This window comes from Ligilactobacillus murinus, from assembly GCF_003288115.1.
Classification (GTDB): domain Bacteria; phylum Bacillota; class Bacilli; order Lactobacillales; family Lactobacillaceae; genus Ligilactobacillus; species Ligilactobacillus murinus.
Genome location: NZ_CP023565.1, coordinates 472,932 through 489,914, shown reverse-complemented (window position 1 = coordinate 489,914; position 16,983 = coordinate 472,932). Strand labels below are relative to the sequence as shown.

The following is a 16,983-nucleotide window of genomic DNA, read 5'->3' as shown; positions in this document are numbered from 1 at the left end:
CCTTCATCCCTTCAAAAGCAGGCCGAGAATCAAGTTTAAATACTCTGGATCATCAGTTATCTTTTTATAAACTTTATCTCCATTCTTGTTACGTTTTTGAACTTGTCCCATACCTGGTTCAAATATACTTTCTAATCCCATAGTAAAGACTTCTGCAGCATTATCATAATATTTACCAATATCAAGTAATCTAGTTGGTTTCTCACCTTTTGTTCGTTGATCTACCCATTCTTTTTCGATACGTACTAGATTCTTGTTAAAAAACTCTACCATGTGCCCAATTTCATGATACGGTGTTGTTTTTCTCACACCAGTGGCTGTAATAGTCAGATACCCATCTCGATAATTATCGTATTTTGTATCATATTCTCTCCCATTTACTTTTGCTGCACCTTCACTAAAGAAGCCTCTTTTTGGATGTTTTCTAGCAAGCATTTGCCTACCAGAACCAATCAACATATCAGACCACTCTTTAGGGTAATACGAAAAAGCTTCTTCTAATTGCTGTCGGATATCCCTATTAGAGCCTTTAGCCCATCTGTTATTAGGTACAACACCGCCCATTTCACGATGATTAGCAAACATTTCTTTCAGTTTTTCCTTGTTGCCGATATTTCCAGCTACGTCATAGCGATAGTTAAATGCCTTACCCAACTTGATTATATCATCAGGTGTTGCTGTTTTTAAATTAATATCTTTCATCAAATCATCTATATATTGCTTACTCAACATTAATTCATTATTATCACTATCTTCTTTATCCTTACCACCGAACAACAACTTTTTCAAGATGTTATCAGTCTTAACACTAGAGTTTCGTTCTTCAACCGGCATGATCGAACACAAGCAATTAGGATGAAACGGGTACATGTTATGCCCGATAACAGCTCGATCATGACGATACGGCCCACCAGAAGCAGCCCGCCGACAAATACGACATGCACTACTCTCAAAGCTTATATCGTACCATTCGATCCCACTTTTATACAGTTTTATTTTTTAACGATCGTTCTTTAACGTCTGCGATCGCAAAAAGACAAAATAAAAAGCACTCAACTTGCGCTGAATGCTAAAATCTAATTTTATCAAAGATATCTTTGGGAACTTGTTCAAGTTTTTTTTCAACTTTGATTGCATGTTGAAGTTCTAAAATACAATTTTCCAAAGTTTCATCAGAGTTTACAGGTAATATTGGATCTAGCATGAATTCGATACAACGATCTAAACTGCCTTCACCAAACTTCTCTCTGTATTTTTTTATAATAAGAGTTACTTGTTTACACAATACATCTTTTTTTTCACTAGATCCACTCAAAAATAATCACCCTTTCAAAATCAAACCGATAATCAGATTCAAATATTCTGAATCATCAACTATGCTTTTTTCTGTATATTTATGATTTTTTATGTCCCATTTCTTTCGATATGGTTCAGATGACTCAAAGAGTCCTTTGAATACCCATAATAAATACTTCAGCTGCGTCATCGTAATATTTACCAATATATGGATCTATAAAATTATCTTTTTTCACAACTTCATATGGTCCATAAGGAAGATTGGGAAATATATCAAGCAATCTTGTTGGTTTCTCATCTTTTGTTCGTTGATCTACCCATTCTTTTTCGATACGTACTAGATTTTTATTAAAAAACTCAACCATATGGCCAATTTCATGATACGGTGTCGTTTTTCTTACACCAGTAGAAACTATCGTCAAATATCCATCTAAATAGTTATCGTATTTGACATCATATTCTCTTCCACTTGCTTTCGCTGCACCTTCACTGAAGAAACCTCTTTTTGGATGTTTTCTAGCAAGCATTTGCCTGCCAGAACCATTTAACGTATCAGCCCAATCTTTAGGATAATATGAAAATGCTTCTTCTAACTGTTTTCGGATAGCTTTGTTAGATCCTTTAGCCCACCTGTTATTAGGTACGACACCACCCATTTCACGGTGATTGGCAAACATCTCTTTCAATTTTTCCTTGTTCCCGATATTATCAGACATATTATAGCGATAGTTAAATGCTTTACCCAACTTGATTATATCATCAGGTGTTGCCGTTTTTAAATCAATACCTTTCATCAAATCGTCTATATATTTCTTACTCAACCTTAATTCATTATTATCACTATCTTCTTTATCCTTACCACCGAACAACAACTTTTTCAAGATGTTATCAGTCTTAACACTAGAGTTTCGTTCTTCAGCCGGCATGATCGAACATAAGCAATTAGGGTGAAACGGATACATGTTATATCCTACAACAGCTCGATCAAGACGATACGGCCCACCAGAAGCAGCTCGCCGACAAATACGACATGCACTACTCTCAAAGCTTATATCGTACCACTCGATCCCACTTTTATACAGTTTTATTTTTTAACGATCGTTCTTTAACGTCTGCGATCGCAAAAAGACAAAATAAAAAGCATCCAACTTACAGCGCTGAATGCTAAAATCAATCAATAAATCACATTGCTTTCAGGAACTCGTAATTTTTCACCTATTTCTTCATTATCTTCTTCAAGAAAATCTCGATTATCTGCGATTGCTTTTTCCAGCTTAGAAATCGCAGTTTCTACTTCCTCAGGATATTCTTCAATATTGAATGGATCCCAAAAATAAATATTTTCTAAAGAAGTGTTGAATTTCTTTTCATACTCTGGCACTAGGATATCCGTGAAGTATGACATTCTTTTCAACACCGCACTCACATCCCTTATTTCCATAACTTTTCACCCTTTCAAAATCAAGCCGAGAATCAAATTTAAATACTCTAAATCATCAGTTATCTTTTTATAAACGTACTCTCCATTTATTTTTCTCTTGTATGGTGCTCCCCCATTTGGTTCAAATATACTTTCCAATCCCATGGTAAGCACTTCAGTTGCATTACTATAATATTTACCAATATATGGACTAATAAAATCATCTTTTTTTACAACTTCATTATTCCTGTAGAATAGATGGTGAGATAACCATCTTTGTAATTTTCATAATTAATATCCCATACTGTTCTTTTTTTGATAGCATTCACCGTTTGCGCTGAATGCTAACATAACTACTTGACTTTGATAATGTGGGGCTCGATAGCCTTTCTGACATTTTCCCGCTCTTCGGGAGTAAGCTTTGGCCAGTATAGTTCCTCTGGGTCGTCAAAATGGAAACAGGCATCTTCTCCATATTCATCTGCCATTCGTGCAACAAAATCAATCAATTCGCTTCTTTCATCTAAAGTATGATTGCGCCAATCAGTTAATTCTTTGCTTGTATACGAAAATTCAACGTCACCTACGAATATTTTGTATTTTTTAACCATTCAAGCATACCTCGATTCATGATATTTTTAGTCGAACCTGCGTCAATCATATCATACCCCGCAGCAATCGCCAAAATAACTACATACACACGAGCTAGGCATAATAAAAGCGCCCACCCACAAGCAAAGCTTCCAAGCACGCGCACCTAGTCATCCATATACAGTTTTATTTTTTAACGACCGTTCTTTAACGTCTGCGATCGCAAAAAGACAAAATAAAAAGCACTCAACTTGCGCTGAATGCTAAACATCAATAAATTAGCCCTTTCATATGAGGCCCTAGTGGTTCTCCATCTTCATCAAGTAAAATTTTATTTTCTTTAATTGCTGTTTCTACCCTAGTGATTGCAGCTTCCACTTCTTCTGGATACTGTTCAATATAGAGAGGATCCCAAAAATGAACTCCTTCTAAAGAATGATTGAATTGCTTCTCGTATTTAGGTATTAGAACGTCAGAAAAATATTCCAGCATTTTCCATACTTCATAATCTGTGTACACTTTTTTCATAGCACTCATCCCTTCAAAATTAAGCCAATGATTAGATTTAAGTACTCTGGATCATCAACTATACTTTTCTTAAGATATTTATTATTTTCTTTATCCCATTTATTCACATATAGTTCAGATGTCTCAAAAATCCCTTGAATACCCATAGTAAATACTTCAGCTGCATTATCATAGTATTTGCCGATATAAGGATCAACAAAATCATCCTTTTTTACAACTTCACTAGGATCATATTTTATTTTGGGAAATATATCAAGTAATCTAGTTGGTTTCTCACCTTTTGTTCGTTGATCTACCCATTCTTTTTCGATACGGACTAGATCTTTGTTAAAAAGATCAATGCTAATAGCATCTGTTTTCGGCGGAACTGATCAACATTTTTTTGCGCAAGCGTAAATAATTTTTGATAACGTGCGATCACAGCTGAAAACATCTCAAATAATCGAACTTCTTTGGCATCAGTTCTTTCCAAGAGCAAAGAGCTCAAATAATTTAATTTACGTGCTTGTTCACTCCGAGTCACCATCGTTTCAAACGCCTCTTGTTGGATCCGATAAGCAACTAATATTTGGGGGATCAAAACAGCTACGAGCAACAAAGCTAACCAGATATTATATTTGCCTAATAAAAGTAACATCCCCCACAATATTATACTTTCACGTAAGATCGAAACTCCAAAGACGATCAAGTTGACTGGGCGCCAGCTAGCACCTTCATTTAGAACTTCTAGATCATCAAAAAAATCACTATCGTCAAATAATTCCAATGAGTGTAACTGTTGCGACTTGCGCATCATCGATAATTTGATAAAGCCGGTCAATTTATCCGTCAACATTCCTTGAAAATTAGTCCCAACAACTGGTAAAACTTGGCTGATCAAAGTTGCAAATGCTCATAATACAAAGAAGTACATATACGGTCGCTGTTCGTTCAATAGATCTACTAATTGTTGACCAGCTCGTACTGCCAACACAGGCGCCAAAGCTTCTAATGGTGTCAAAATAACCACAGTTAACGCAACCAATAAAGTTGCTTTGAAAAACATCTTATACGTTTGAAATAATAATCTAAAATAACTAACTACCTTTTGCATATTACGATCCCCATTTCAATGTTTTCCACCAACACTTAAATAAATGCTACCACTTCTTTTTTGTCTCTGCATAAAAATGGCTAAATCGACAAAATATTGGGGCAAGTTCACTTAATTAACCTGAACACTTATTTGTTTTGGCTAATATGACAAAATATAGGTAAAAATCTTTGATACTTTGAAGTAAGAAGAATAAGATAGACATTAGAGGTGAACGACATGAAATTTAAAAATGGACTCGTACTTAGTCTTACTTGCTTAAGTATCGGACTTGTCGGATCATTTACATCCCAACCAAAACTCCAAACGATACAGGCTGCTACGACCAATAATACAAAAAATTTCAAGCAGATCAAATTGGGGATGAATAAGCGCCAAGTGATCGATATTTTAGGTAAACCAGTACATGATAAATATGAAGATAATATCTGGACGTATCCAGTAAAAGACACCTCTAGTGTATCCTTAGTCTTCAAAAAAGATACTTTAGAAAATGTCAGCGATAAGTCTGTGATCAGTGCCAAAAATAGCGTCATAAAAAAGCTACGACTAAAACAAAACGCCAAAATATCAATACTGCTTTTAAGGATTATTTCAAACAAGCTGCACAATACGCTAGAGCCGGACAGACAGAATTTGCCTGGAGCACGATGATCAAAAAAGTGACGTTTGACGGTGATGATGAATTGAAAGTGACCGCTGTAAATGGTTTTAATGCTACACCAAACCATGAAAAAGACGTGATCGCTAAAAAAGTTGCTGAACTAGGAAAGTCATTTTTGCATCGCTATGATCAAAAAGATATCGAACTAGAATTTTACGAAAATGGTCACAAGATCGGGAGCTCTCAAGATGAACAACTGACTCTATACAAATGGCACGACCAACACCAATAAAATATAGAAAAAGCGAGCGACCCTAGATCTGATCACTCGCTTTTTCTATATTGCTAAGTTGATTATATTAATCTTCTTTACGGCTGTAAGTTTCAATGTCGTGTAAGATAAGGTTTCTAAATTCATCTTGGGTCATTGTTTCAGTCTTTTCACTGCCGTATTTACGAACAGTCACTGTACCGTCAGCCACTTCTTGGTCACCAACAACTAAAGTATATGGCGTCTTCATCACTTGAGCTTGACGGATCTTGTAACCCATCTTTTCGTTACGATCATCGATACTTACACGGATCTGATGTGCTCCCAATTTTGAGCTCAATTGACGTGCATAATCCATGTGAAGCTCATTCTTGACTGGAATGATCTCAACTTGCTTTGGAGCTAACCATGTTGGGAAAGCACCCTTGTACATTTCTGTCAAGTAAGCTGTGAAACGTTCCATCGTTGATACGATACCACGGTGGATCATAACTGGACGGTGTTCTTCACCATCAGCCCCAGTATATTTGAGATCGAAACGTTCAGGTAACAAGAAGTCCAATTGGATCGTGGAAAGTGTTTCTTCTCCACCAAGAGCAGTCTTAGTTTGAACGTCTAATTTAGGACCGTAGAAAGCAGCTTCACCTTCAGCTTCAAAGTAATCCAAGCCAAGATCATCCATAGCTGCTTTTAACATCCGTTGAGATTTTTCCCACATTTCATCATCATCGTAGTACTTATGTGTGTTTTCAGGATCACGGTAGCTCAAACGGAAACGGTAGTCCTTGATGTCAAAGTCATGGTAAACATCGACCATCAATTGAAGTGTCCGCTTGAATTCTTCTTCGATCTGATCTGGAGCTACGAAAGTATGACCATCATTTAATGTCATTTCACGTACCCGCGAAAGACCTGTCAAAGCACCTGATTTTTCATACCGGTGCATCATCCCTAGTTCAGCGATCCGTAATGGAAGATCACGGTATGAACGAATATGGTGGTTGTAAACTTGAATATGAGATGGGCAGTTCATCGGACGCAATTCAAGTAATTCGCCATCACCCATGTCCATTGGTGGGAACATATCTTCGCGGTAGTGATCCCAGTGACCAGACTGTTTGTAAAGATCAACATTAGCTAGAATTGGTGTGTAAACATGTTCGTAGCCACGAGCAACTTCTTTATCGATGATATAACGTTCGATCGTACGACGGATCGTAGCCCCATTTGGCATCCAGTATGGTAGACCGGCACCGACTTTAGGATCAACAAAGAAAAGATCTAAATTGTTACCGATCACACGGTGGTCACGTTCACGTGCTTCTTTTCGACGTTGTAATTCAGCATCAAGGTCTTTTTGCTTGTAAAAAGCTGTCCCATAGATACGTTGTAACATTGGGTTGCTTGAAGCACCTTTCCAGTAAGCCCCAGCCACTGAAAGTAATTGGAACACTTTGATCGCACCAGTTGAAGCCAATTGTGGTCCAAATGAGAAGTCATTGAAATCACCCAATTTATGAGCTACGACTTTACCAGCGTTATCAGCAGCGATCTCTTTGACTAATTCAGTTTGGTATTGATCACCATCAACTAATTGCAAAGCTTCTTCTTCTGTATATTCAACACGTTCGATCGGTAAGTTTTGCTTGATGATCGCTTGCATCTTTTGTTCGATCTTTTCAAAATCAGCTTCAGCCACTTGACCAGCTGCATTATCTGTATCAAAGAAGAAACCATGGTCTAAGGCCTCACCTTGACCAAACTTCATTTCTGGATAAAGGCTATGCAAAGCACTAGCTAAAACATTAGCTGCTGTTTGCCATAACACGTTCATTCCTTCATCAGAATCTTTCGTGATGATCTTGATCTCACCATCTTCGTTTAAAGGTTCGTTGTAATCCACTAATTTACCGTTAAATTCACCTGCAACAGACTTCTTAGCTAAGCTGATGCTGATAGATTTTGCGATATCTTGTGTTGTTGTTCCAGCTACAAATTGTTTTACAGCACCATCTGGAAACTTAACATTGATCTCTGACATTATATGATCCTCCTTATTTTTTGCCAAGACATAAAAGAGCCCCTAGTGCTCCATTGAACACTAGGGGCGTCTTTAACGCGGTTCCACCCAATTTCAAGGTCAGTTGACCCTCTCTTGATCGTCGATAACGGAAACGAGCCGTCCTACCTTTGCAGTAGGCTATCGTGATAAAAGTGGTAAGCTCCTCTTTAAGAGACTTGCAGTCAAAGGTCTCTTTCCCTGAATTGATTTGCCGTTTGTCTTTTACTTAATGTAATTCCTATTTAAGCACGAAACCTCTTTAATTTCAAGTCATTATTCCGGATTTCGGCGATTTTTTCCTACAACATGATATTCATCGGCCAAAAATTTGATCCGTTCCATAATGCGCTTGGCCTTCAAAGGCTCGGCTTCCCCCCGATTGTTGACCGTCAAATACTGCTGTTCTAACTGTGTCAACGAGAGATTCGAGCTAAAAAAGGTCGGTAACTCTTCTTGCATCCGATATTGTAAGATGACCCCTAAAACATCATCTCTTAGCCAGCTACTCAAAGAATCAGCCCCGATATCATCGATCATCAAGACCTGTGCTTTTTTTAAACTATCGATATACTCTGTCGTTTGATTTTTACTGATCGAACTTTTGATCTCAACAGCAAACGATGGAAAATGCACCAAAGTCGTTTGATAGCCCCTTTTAGCTAGATCGTTAGCGATCGCTGCTAAAAGATAGGTCTTACCCACACCAAAACTGCCTTCTAAATACAGACCCTTGTGAAATTCTTTTGGTTTTTTAGAGTAACTATTGACAAAATCCAAAGCTGCTTTTAAAGCTTCCATGCGTTCATCACTGCGCTCATAATCTTTTAACTGCGCTTTACGAACACTACGCGGTAGATTGATCGTCTTAACACGCGCTTCCAAAGCTTTTTGCTCGCGCCTAGCTTTGAGCTCAGCTGTAGGAACGTACACGACTTCGATCCGGTGATTGCTGATCGCAAGTGTCGGTAGATAGCCTGGTGCAAAAGTCTGTTTACCTTGAGCTATCTGCTTTTTTAAAGTCACAAACTCATACAATTTACTCGCACTTTTCATCACATCTGCCTGTGTCAAAGTTTGACTGTTTTCAGCCAAAAAAGTCCGCACCTCGGTATCCTGCAAGATCTCGGTGATCAGCTTTTGATAGCGCTCGTTCCAATTATTTCTTTGCATCTGCTCAGTCAAATTCTTGCCTAGATCTTCCATTTTAGCCACCGCCTTCCTATTCACTTTGTTCTAGCTGTGCCAATAATTCGTCTATCTGAGCATTTAGTACCTGTTTATCCGCTTTAGTTGGTTTAGCTTTAGGTTCTTTTTCATCTTTTGCCCAGTCCGGCAAGGTTTCTTTTTGTACGATCTGCTGTTTTCGCCCATAATATTTTTTTGGTTGTTTCTTTTCACGAGCTTTCTGGTTAGCCTCACGCATGTAGACCATTGCTTCTTCTGGGGTCTTGATCTTCTTTTCGGCTAACTTAGCGGCAGCTTTAGTAAAACGATTAGCCACTTTATCTTCTAACATCGTGTTATTTTGAGCGATCAAATAATAGTGCAACAAGACATTGATCACCGCATTGGGTAAAACTTGTTTTTCAACTAGAGTTTTGACCGTATATCGCTCTAAATTCGTCACAAAACTATTCTTTTGCCGTTTGAGTTCTTCGATGAATTCAAGCGGCAGATATTGTTTTGAAACAGCGATCAGCGCTAAATCAGTTTGCGTCAATTCCGCACTCACCGCTGGATCGATCGGTGCGGTCGCTTTAGCTTCTTTCGGTGTTAGCTCTTTGAATTGCCGATCAAATTGCTGAGTGGCTAATTTCTTGACAAGTTCAAGATCGACTTTATCGTCCTTGACATTTAGTGCCTGTTCGAGCAATTTGACTAGTTCTAGTTCATTTAGACCATATAATAAAGCGATCGACTTTAAGGTCTCAAGTGAACGGCTGATCTCAGTTGCCGGCACAAAAGATTGGGCTAAAAGCTCTTTTAAATATTCTATATCTAGATCGATTTCGACTGAATCAACGAGATTTTTAGCCGGTTTAGCTGTTACTTTTACCTGTGAATTTTTGAGTAATGTATCCTTTTTCACAGTAAAGACATCTAGAAGCGACTTGGTGACCTCTTTAGCATTAGCATATGTGAAAGCTGGTTTGACAAATTCTTGTTTCAACTCATCATATTGGATCTGCCCTAATGAATCGGCTAAAAGCATACTCAAGAGGTCATCTTTAAAGAAATCTTCGGCACTCAAAGGGGCTTGTAACTCATAGATAAACACTTGACCAAGTTCATCTTTTTGAACGAATGTCTTCAATAGTCCAAGTGCTTCTAATCTGATCCGGGCTTCGTAAAAGTCACGTAAACCTAAACTCAAAATATCCAATAGCTCTTTATGCATCCGGCGCGCTAACAAGTCTGGTGTTTGAGCTACTTTAGCCGCTAATAATGAATAAATACCGTAAGCATTGACCCCCATCAACGGCTGGTAGAGCTTTAAAATGACTTTGAACTCTGTCGAGCCGATATGGGCTTTAGTATTGACAACGTAACCATCCTTAGGCGACATCTGCCTTAAACCTTCACTCATCGCCTAACATCCCCCAACTACTTATTTTTTTCGTTATCACGTGCCATCAAGTCTTGCAATTCCTTTGCAAAAGATGCCATATCTTTAAACTCACGATAGACGCTAGCAAATCTGATATAGGCGATATCATCGACATTAGCTAAGATCTCCATCACATATTCACCGATCAATTGACTGGAAACTTCATTACCTCCGACTGCACGGATCTTTGTTTCAACTTGATCGACGATATTTTGGATCTCATCCATTGCAACAGGCCGTTTTTCAGCTGCTCGCATAACACCACGCAAGACTTTTTCACGATTAAATTCTTCTCTGGCACCATTTTTCTTAATAACTAATAGTGGCGCTGCTTCTACTCTTTCAAATGTAGTAAAACGGAAACCACAATTTTCACATTCCCGCCGGCGCCGAATAGCATGTCCATTGTCGGCGGGACGGCTATCCACTACACGTGATCCATTTTGATGACAATTTGGACACTTCATGATCTTTACCTCACTGCCTAATCCTCGATTAAATTATTTATCTTTAGCCATTTTATCACTTGCGCTTGCGTTTCTTCAACTGTTCCCGAACTATCTACTGTAATTGTAGCCAAATTCCGCCTTTTTTCAGCAGACATTTGACTAGCGATCCGCTCAAGTGCCGCCTTTTCACTCAAATGATCGCGTTTCATGATCCGCTTTAGTTGCACTGCTTTAGGAACTTCAACATTGATAACTGCATCACAATGATCTGCATAACCATTTTCGAATAATAAGGCGGCATCGATCACAACTACTTTATGCCCCTGTTGCTCAGCCAAGGCCAACTGTTTTTCATATTCAGCTTTGATCAAGGGCTGCATGATCTGGTCTAATTGGGCTAATTTCTTAGGATCACTAAAGACGAGCTTACCAAGCTTAGCCCGATCTAAAGTCTGATCAGCTTGGATGATCTGAGGTCCAAATGTTTTTTGCAATTCAGCCAGACCAGGCGTCGTTGGTTCAACGACTTTTCGGGCGATCACATCAGCATCAAGGATCTTAAAATCTAATGTTTGCAAAAAATTACTGATCGTCGTTTTGCCCATTCCGATCCCACCAGTCAAGCCTAAAATATATGTCATTTTACCACCTGCTGACACTGCGGACAAAAATGCGTGCCTCGTTGTCCTACCACGATCTTTTGGATCTTTGTACCACAACGTTTGCACGGCTCACCGGTTTGACCGTAGACATCTAGTTCAAATTGAAAGGCGCCCGTTTTTTGGAAAGCATCCGTGTAACTTCTGATCGTTGTTCCACCAGCTTCGATCGCCTTAGCTAATTCAGTAATGATGTTATCATGCAATGTCGTTGCTTGCTCTAAGGTCAATTTTTGACATATAGTCTGCGGATGGATCTTACTTTGCCACAACACCTCATCAACATAGATATTACCTAACCCCGTGACCAAAGTCTGGTCAAGTAAGGCGGTCTTGATATTTTTCTTCTTTTTTTGTAGTTTTTGATAAAAATCAGCAACTTTAAAAGTTTCAGCTACTGGCTCAGGTCCTAATTTGGCTAAACCTAGTAGATCTTCTTCACTGCCCGTTTGAACTAATTGCATCCGCCCAAATTTACGAACATCGTTATAGCGCAACTGCCGACCATCAGTTAGATAAAAGATGACATGTGTATGCTTGTCGACTGGATCAGTCGCTTCTTTGACATAAAACTTACCTTCCATGCGCAAATGGGATACAACGGTAAGACCATTTGAAAACCTAAAGAGCAAATATTTACCCCGCCGTTGGATATTTTCAAGTGTTTGGTCTTTTAATTTAGCTCTAAAATCGTCAGCATCACCAACGATCATCTTAGGATATAAAACTTCGACGCGCGCGATCTTTTGACCTAGAACTAATTTTTGCAAGCCGCGCCGGACTGTCTCTACTTCTGGTAACTCTGGCATTTTTTCACCTCATCTTATACTATTTAGTCTCAAACCACGTCTTACCACTAGCACTTTCGACCTTTAATGGGACCGAAAGTTCAACGGCCGAATCCATGATCTTTGGTACTAACTCTTTTAGTTTAGAGATCTCTGCTTTAGGTGCTTCAAAGATCAACTCATCGTGTACTTGTAACAACATCTTGGCTTCTAAGCCTGCATCTTTTAAAGCTTGTTGCATATTGATCATTGCAACTTTGATGATATCAGCTGCACTGCCTTGGATCGGAGTATTCATCGCAGTCCGTTCTGCAAATGAGCGCAAGTTGTAATTTTTGCTCTTGATATCTGGAAGGTACCGCCGACGATGGAAAAGTGTTTCAACGTAGCCTTTTTGGCGCGCACTTTCAATGATATCTTGCATGTATTCATGTACTCCAGGAAATGAGGCCAGATACGTCTCCATAAACTCTTTTGCCTGCTTACGGGTACTCCCGATACTTTGTGCCAAACCAAAATCACTGATCCCATAAACGATCCCAAAGTTGACCGCTTTAGCTTGGCGACGCATGTTAGCTGTAACTTGGCTTGGATCATCTAATCCAAAGATACGCATCGCAGTATTAGCGTGAATATCAAAATCATCTTTAAAAGCTTGTTGCATGTGCGGATCTTTTGAAATATGGGCTAAGACCCGTAACTCGATCTGCGAATAATCAGAAGCAAAGATCTCCCAATCCGGATGACTTGGTACAAATGCTTGCCGGATCTTACGTCCTTCTTCTAAACGAACAGGGATATTTTGCAAGTTAGGATCAACTGATGATAGACGCCCAGTTGCCGTTAAAGTTTGTGTATAACGTGTGTGGACCTTACCATCAGCTGCGATAACTTTTAATAAGCCTTCAACATAGGTCGATTGTAATTTAGCTAATTGACGGTAAGCTAAAATATTATCGATGATCGGTGACATCCCACGTAATTTTTCTAAGACATCTACAGCCGTTGAGTAGCCTGTTTTAGTCTTTTTAACAACTGGCAATTTTAATTTTTCAAACAAGATCACCCCAAGTTGCTTAGGTGAATTGATATTGAATTTCTCACCAGCTTCGTTATATATTTGTTGTTCTAACTCACTCAAACGTTCCTTAAACTCACTTTGCATGATATCTAAACGTTCACGATCGACTTTGATCCCAGTGATCTCCATTTGCGCTAAGACTAAAGAAAGTGGACGTTCGATCTCAAAATAAAGATCTTCTTGCTCATTTTCAGCTAGTTCTTTCATCAACTTATCTTCTAGCTCTGAGATAGCTTTGAGTTTATGCGCTAAGTGCTCAAAATATATCGCATCATCAACTGGAACTTTGCGCTTAGACCCTTTTCCATAGACTTCTTCATCGGTCAAAACATCGAAGTAGTCATGACGCTTGGCTAAATTTCCCAGATCATTGCTGTTATCGCTGGTATTTAGCAGATATGAGACTAAAAGTAAATCAAAATTGATATTTTTTAGTTCAATACCTATACGCTTTAAGGCTACATAGGTCTGTTTACCATCAAATACATCAACTTGGATCGCTGGATCTTCCAGTAATTGCTTTAGTTTGGGTAATTTTAAGAGCTCAACATCTCTAGTTGCATAATAGCGGTCATCGATCTTAAGCCCAAAGCCCCAAAAGTCAGCCGTATGGTAATTATCATCACTTAGTTCAAGATAAAAGCTGATATCTGAAGCTTTATCATAAACTAACTTTTCGACCTTAGCTTCATCTAAAGCCTCGACCTCTAATTTGCTCAAAGTAGGTCCTGCACTGACATCATCGGCTGAACTAGTTTGTAATTGAGCGATGAAACTCTTAAAATCCATCTCTTCAAAGAATTTGAGCAGATCTTCTTTTTTAGCTCCTGGCCAAGTTGTCTCAGTTAAAGTGAGGGCTACTGGAGCATCTTTTCTGATCGTCGCAAGATCTTTACATTGAAATGCGAGCTCTCTATCATTGGTCAAGTTTTCTTTTAACTTGGACTTTTTCATCGCTTCAATGTTTTCATAGATCCCTTCGATCGTGTCGTATTGTTTTAAAAGTTTGATCGCAGTCTTTTCACCGACTTTAGTTACCCCTGGATAGTTATCTGAGCTGTCACCCGTCAAGCCCTTCATATCAACGATCTGTGCTGGTTGTAAGCCATATTTTTCGACCACATGAGCTGGTGTATATTCTTCGATCTCTGTTACCCCTTTGATCGTTACGGCAACGGTCGTCTTATCAGTCGTCAACTGCGTCAGATCACGATCACCCGTTACGATCGTGACTTGATACCCTGCTTTTTCTGCTTTGGCTGCCATCGTTCCGATAATATCATCAGCTTCATATTCTGGTAATTCATAGTGTTTGATCCCATAAGCATCGAGTAGTTCTTTAATATGGGGAAATTGTTCTGACAGTTCAGTCGGGGTTTTTGAACGTCCTCCCTTGTAATCGGCATAGGCTTTCGTTCTAAAAGTCACTTTCCCCGCATCAAAAGCGACTAAAACATTGCTTGGGGAAACATCACCCAAGATCTTATCTAACATCAGCTTAAAACCATAGATCGCATTGGTATGCAGACCATCATGGTTAACAAAGCGTTCTAATTGATTGTGGAGGGCAAAAAAGGCTCTAAAGGCCACGCTATTGCCATCCACTAATAACATTTTTTTATCTTCTGCCATATCGACCCGTCCTCTTATCTAGTTTCTTTTATTTTAACAAATTTTGCGTAAAATTGAACTATCCCAAACTTGATCTTTGGTCGGCATGAGCTATATCTTTATTTCGAGACTAGAGCTTATAGTTTACATTATGAGAAGTTTGCGGATGGGACTGTGAATCCACTCCTCACCACCCTTGATTTCCCAGATAATTGGTTACCAATCAAATTATCTCAGATTCTTAGAGTCTCTTCTGGTAAAAGTTTAAAAAGAACACAACTTACGGAAGACGGCAACGTGCCGGTATACGGTGCTCACGGAATAATGGGTTCTTATTCTGAGGGATTTATTGAAAAAGGCACATTACTTATTGGACGTGTTGGTTTTTATGCGGGATCAATTATGCGAACTAAAGAATTTTCATGGGTTACCGATAATTCACTTATAGTTTCGAGTTCTTCAGTTGTTAATTCAAATTTTTTAGAGTTGTCACTTAAGCATTTGAATTTAGGTTCATTAACAAGCCAAACTGCCCAACCGGTAATATCTGGCCAAAAAATATACAGTCAAATTATTTTTCTGCCGCCAGTAAACGAACAGACGAAAATTGTTGATTCATATAATGAATTAATTTCAAAAGTTAACACTATAGAAAAAGAACAAGAACAATTAAAGCAATTAGCAACACAGCTCAAACAAAAAGTGCTTGATGTGGCTATGCAAGGAAAGCTAGTGCCACAAGATCCAAACGACGAACCAGCGTCTGTGTTACTTGAAAAAATCAGAGCTGAAAAACAGAGATTGTACGAAGAAGGTAAGATCAAAAAGAAAGATTTAGTTGAAACAGAGCTCGTAAAAGATGGTGATAACGCCTATTATGGGAAGTTACCAAAAACATGGATAAAATCCAAGTTATTCTCCGTTGCTAATGTAATTATGGGACAATCTCCTAAAGGGAATAATGTAACAAGCGAATTTAGCTTGAATGCGGTTGAATTTCATCAAGGGAAAAGTGACTTTGGAGAAAAATTCTTAAATCCCTCCGGCAAGTACACCAGCCAGATAACAAAAGAAATAGAAATCCCTTCAATCGTTATGTCAGTTCGAGCCCCAGTTGGAGATGTAAATTTAACTAGAAAAACAATCGTGATAGGACGCGGTCTCGCTGCAATTCAGCCGTATGGATACAGTTTAGAATATTTGTACCATTTTTTGCTGACACAAAAATCAATTTTAGAACAGCAAGCGACAGGTACTACATTTAAAGCAATTGGTGGGGAAGTATTGAGGAATTTGCCAATAGCTTTACCTGCTGAAAAGGAACAAATACGCATAGTTAATTTAATTAACTCAGTTTTTGAAGTTGAGAGTCAATTAATGAAATAGTTTGACAAATTTGTCTTTGTTCGCTTATCGGTGGCAAAGGAATTTCCGATTTTAATAAAACATTTCGTGAAATTCCCGGAATCATGCTCTGAGCTTGTTGCTTCAGTTGTTCAATAGAATTTTTTAAGACTAGAAATACGTATTGTGTATCAATGGCTAATGGATGTATTGCCATAATTTGTCTTGCAATATGAGCTTTCTCAAGTTTTAAAATGGCTAATTCACCAATCGTCCCTTTTACAGTGATTAGTAAATCATTTTTTTGTGCGATAACCTGAGGAAATTTTGTATACCCATCAGTGGTAATTTGTCCATTATGAAAATTACTTGCTCCTGTGATATATGGTGTAGAATTTTGTGAGTTATTGTCATATTTATCCGATGATAAATCCCTTTCAGATAATAATATGCAACTTTTCTCCACGGTGGTCAGTAGCCAAGACTTCGGCAAGTTCCCATAATAGGAGTCTGAAGAATAACAATGATTATAAAAATTACCGCCGTTTCTGTAAAGAACGGCGTTTTTTGCGTACATT

The 16,983-nt window shown here is 38.5% G+C and carries 19 protein-coding genes; 3 read left to right on the top strand and 16 right to left on the bottom strand.

Annotated features, from left to right (window positions below):
* Positions 1-3: 3 nt before the first annotated feature.
* The 8 genes from CPS94_RS02425 to CPS94_RS11540 all read right to left on the bottom strand — a co-directional run bounded on the left by CPS94_RS02425 (position 4) and on the right by CPS94_RS11540 (position 4,928).
* Entirely contained in the window at positions 4-834 is an 831-nt protein-coding gene (locus CPS94_RS02425; protein WP_112286355.1) for a hypothetical protein, read from the bottom strand.
* Between the two features lie 235 nt (positions 835-1,069).
* A complete protein-coding gene (locus tag CPS94_RS02420) occupies positions 1,070-1,315 on the bottom strand; it encodes a hypothetical protein (protein WP_112195372.1) in 246 nt (81 codons plus the stop codon).
* A gap of 124 nt (positions 1,316-1,439) precedes the next feature.
* Complete coding sequence (locus CPS94_RS02415; protein ID WP_162626394.1) at positions 1,440-2,222, bottom strand: hypothetical protein; 783 nt, start codon at positions 2,220-2,222, stop codon at positions 1,440-1,442.
* Positions 2,223-2,470: 248 nt separating this feature from the next.
* Positions 2,471-2,737, bottom strand: coding sequence for a hypothetical protein (locus tag CPS94_RS02410; RefSeq protein WP_112195376.1), 267 nt, complete (start codon positions 2,735-2,737; stop codon positions 2,471-2,473).
* A 332-nt stretch (positions 2,738-3,069) separates the two neighbouring features.
* Complete coding sequence (locus CPS94_RS02405) at positions 3,070-3,327, bottom strand: hypothetical protein (protein ID WP_112195377.1); 258 nt, start codon at positions 3,325-3,327, stop codon at positions 3,070-3,072.
* A gap of 250 nt (positions 3,328-3,577) precedes the next feature.
* Positions 3,578-3,835, bottom strand: a complete 258-nt coding sequence (locus CPS94_RS02400; RefSeq protein ID WP_112286354.1) for a hypothetical protein — start codon at positions 3,833-3,835, stop codon at positions 3,578-3,580.
* A gap of 316 nt (positions 3,836-4,151) precedes the next feature.
* Positions 4,152-4,715, bottom strand: coding sequence for a hypothetical protein (locus tag CPS94_RS02395; RefSeq protein WP_238145376.1), 564 nt, complete (start codon positions 4,713-4,715; stop codon positions 4,152-4,154).
* Between the two features lie 12 nt (positions 4,716-4,727).
* Positions 4,728-4,928, bottom strand: a complete 201-nt coding sequence (locus CPS94_RS11540) for a hypothetical protein (protein ID WP_238145375.1) — start codon at positions 4,926-4,928, stop codon at positions 4,728-4,730.
* Between the two features lie 219 nt (positions 4,929-5,147).
* Here CPS94_RS11540 and bamE point away from each other — a divergent pair, with 219 nt between their 5' ends.
* Both bamE and CPS94_RS11530 read left to right on the top strand, forming a co-directional pair.
* Entirely contained in the window at positions 5,148-5,582 is a 435-nt protein-coding gene (gene bamE, locus CPS94_RS11535; protein ID WP_238145374.1) for an outer membrane protein assembly factor BamE domain-containing protein, read from the top strand.
* Positions 5,579-5,824 (top strand): hypothetical protein, encoded by a 246-nt coding sequence (locus CPS94_RS11530; RefSeq protein ID WP_238145373.1) that lies wholly within the window; start codon positions 5,579-5,581, stop codon positions 5,822-5,824. Before bamE ends, CPS94_RS11530 begins: the two co-directional genes overlap by 4 nt.
* 67 nt (positions 5,825-5,891) lie before the next feature.
* Here CPS94_RS11530 and thrS read toward each other — a convergent pair whose 3' ends face one another.
* The 7 genes from thrS to polA form a co-directional block, all read right to left on the bottom strand.
* The gene (thrS, locus tag CPS94_RS02385; RefSeq protein WP_112195381.1) at positions 5,892-7,844 is read right to left on the bottom strand and encodes a threonine--tRNA ligase; all 1,953 of its coding nucleotides are present in this window, start codon (positions 7,842-7,844) and stop codon (positions 5,892-5,894) included.
* Between the two features lie 294 nt (positions 7,845-8,138).
* Positions 8,139-9,068 (bottom strand): primosomal protein DnaI, encoded by a 930-nt coding sequence (dnaI, locus tag CPS94_RS02380; RefSeq protein WP_076150261.1) that lies wholly within the window; start codon positions 9,066-9,068, stop codon positions 8,139-8,141.
* A 16-nt stretch (positions 9,069-9,084) separates the two neighbouring features.
* Positions 9,085-10,452 carry a replication initiation and membrane attachment family protein gene (locus tag CPS94_RS02375; protein WP_112195383.1) on the bottom strand — a complete coding sequence of 456 codons (1,368 nt, stop codon included), beginning with the start codon at positions 10,450-10,452 and terminating at the stop codon, positions 9,085-9,087.
* Between the two features lie 17 nt (positions 10,453-10,469).
* Positions 10,470-10,940: a transcriptional regulator NrdR gene (gene nrdR / locus CPS94_RS02370; RefSeq protein WP_004048072.1), complete on the bottom strand. Its 471-nt coding sequence runs from the start codon at positions 10,938-10,940 to the stop codon at positions 10,470-10,472.
* 17 nt (positions 10,941-10,957) lie between these two features.
* On the bottom strand, positions 10,958-11,563 hold the full coding sequence (gene coaE / locus CPS94_RS02365) for a dephospho-CoA kinase (protein WP_089135892.1): 606 nt from the start codon (positions 11,561-11,563) through the stop codon (positions 10,958-10,960).
* A complete protein-coding gene (mutM, locus tag CPS94_RS02360) occupies positions 11,560-12,390 on the bottom strand; it encodes a DNA-formamidopyrimidine glycosylase (protein ID WP_004048076.1) in 831 nt (276 codons plus the stop codon). Before mutM ends, coaE begins: the two co-directional genes overlap by 4 nt.
* Positions 12,391-12,409: 19 nt before the next feature.
* Complete coding sequence (gene polA, locus CPS94_RS02355; protein ID WP_004048078.1) at positions 12,410-15,082, bottom strand: DNA polymerase I; 2,673 nt, start codon at positions 15,080-15,082, stop codon at positions 12,410-12,412.
* Positions 15,083-15,235: 153 nt separating this feature from the next.
* Between polA and CPS94_RS02350 the strand changes: the two genes are divergently transcribed.
* The gene (locus CPS94_RS02350; protein ID WP_162626393.1) at positions 15,236-16,447 is read left to right on the top strand and encodes a restriction endonuclease subunit S; all 1,212 of its coding nucleotides are present in this window, start codon (positions 15,236-15,238) and stop codon (positions 16,445-16,447) included.
* Here CPS94_RS02350 and CPS94_RS02345 read toward each other — a convergent pair.
* Positions 16,407-16,982, bottom strand: coding sequence for a restriction endonuclease subunit S (locus tag CPS94_RS02345; protein WP_112195389.1), 576 nt, complete (start codon positions 16,980-16,982; stop codon positions 16,407-16,409). The two genes, CPS94_RS02350 and CPS94_RS02345, sit on opposite strands and share 41 nt — an antisense overlap.
* Position 16,983: the final 1 nt, after the last annotated feature.

Bases quoted from the DNA above. Each gene is read 5' to 3' on its own strand.
- CPS94_RS02425 (WP_112286355.1), bottom strand. From the start codon at position 834: ATGCCGGTTGAAGAACGAAACTCTAGTGTTAAGACTGATAACATCTTG.
- CPS94_RS02415 (WP_162626394.1), bottom strand. From the start codon at position 2,222: ATGCCGGCTGAAGAACGAAACTCTAGTGTTAAGACTGATAACATCTTG.
- CPS94_RS02410 (WP_112195376.1), bottom strand. From the start codon at position 2,737: ATGGAAATAAGGGATGTGAGTGCGGTGTTGAAAAGAATGTCATACTTC.
- CPS94_RS02405 (WP_112195377.1), bottom strand. From the start codon at position 3,327: ATGGTTAAAAAATACAAAATATTCGTAGGTGACGTTGAATTTTCGTAT.
- CPS94_RS02400 (WP_112286354.1), bottom strand. From the start codon at position 3,835: ATGAAAAAAGTGTACACAGATTATGAAGTATGGAAAATGCTGGAATAT.
- CPS94_RS11540 (WP_238145375.1), bottom strand. From the start codon at position 4,928: ATGCAAAAGGTAGTTAGTTATTTTAGATTATTATTTCAAACGTATAAG.
- bamE (WP_238145374.1), top strand. From the start codon at position 5,148: ATGAAATTTAAAAATGGACTCGTACTTAGTCTTACTTGCTTAAGTATC.
- CPS94_RS11530 (WP_238145373.1), top strand. From the start codon at position 5,579: ATGATCAAAAAAGTGACGTTTGACGGTGATGATGAATTGAAAGTGACC.
- thrS (WP_112195381.1), bottom strand. From the start codon at position 7,844: ATGTCAGAGATCAATGTTAAGTTTCCAGATGGTGCTGTAAAACAATTT.
- dnaI (WP_076150261.1), bottom strand. From the start codon at position 9,068: ATGGAAGATCTAGGCAAGAATTTGACTGAGCAGATGCAAAGAAATAAT.
- CPS94_RS02375 (WP_112195383.1), bottom strand. From the start codon at position 10,452: ATGAGTGAAGGTTTAAGGCAGATGTCGCCTAAGGATGGTTACGTTGTC.
- nrdR (WP_004048072.1), bottom strand. From the start codon at position 10,940: ATGAAGTGTCCAAATTGTCATCAAAATGGATCACGTGTAGTGGATAGC.
- coaE (WP_089135892.1), bottom strand. From the start codon at position 11,563: ATGACATATATTTTAGGCTTGACTGGTGGGATCGGAATGGGCAAAACG.
- mutM (WP_004048076.1), bottom strand. From the start codon at position 12,390: ATGCCAGAGTTACCAGAAGTAGAGACAGTCCGGCGCGGCTTGCAAAAA.
- polA (WP_004048078.1), bottom strand. From the start codon at position 15,082: ATGGCAGAAGATAAAAAAATGTTATTAGTGGATGGCAATAGCGTGGCC.
- CPS94_RS02345 (WP_112195389.1), bottom strand. From the start codon at position 16,982: ATGTACGCAAAAAACGCCGTTCTTTACAGAAACGGCGGTAATTTTTAT.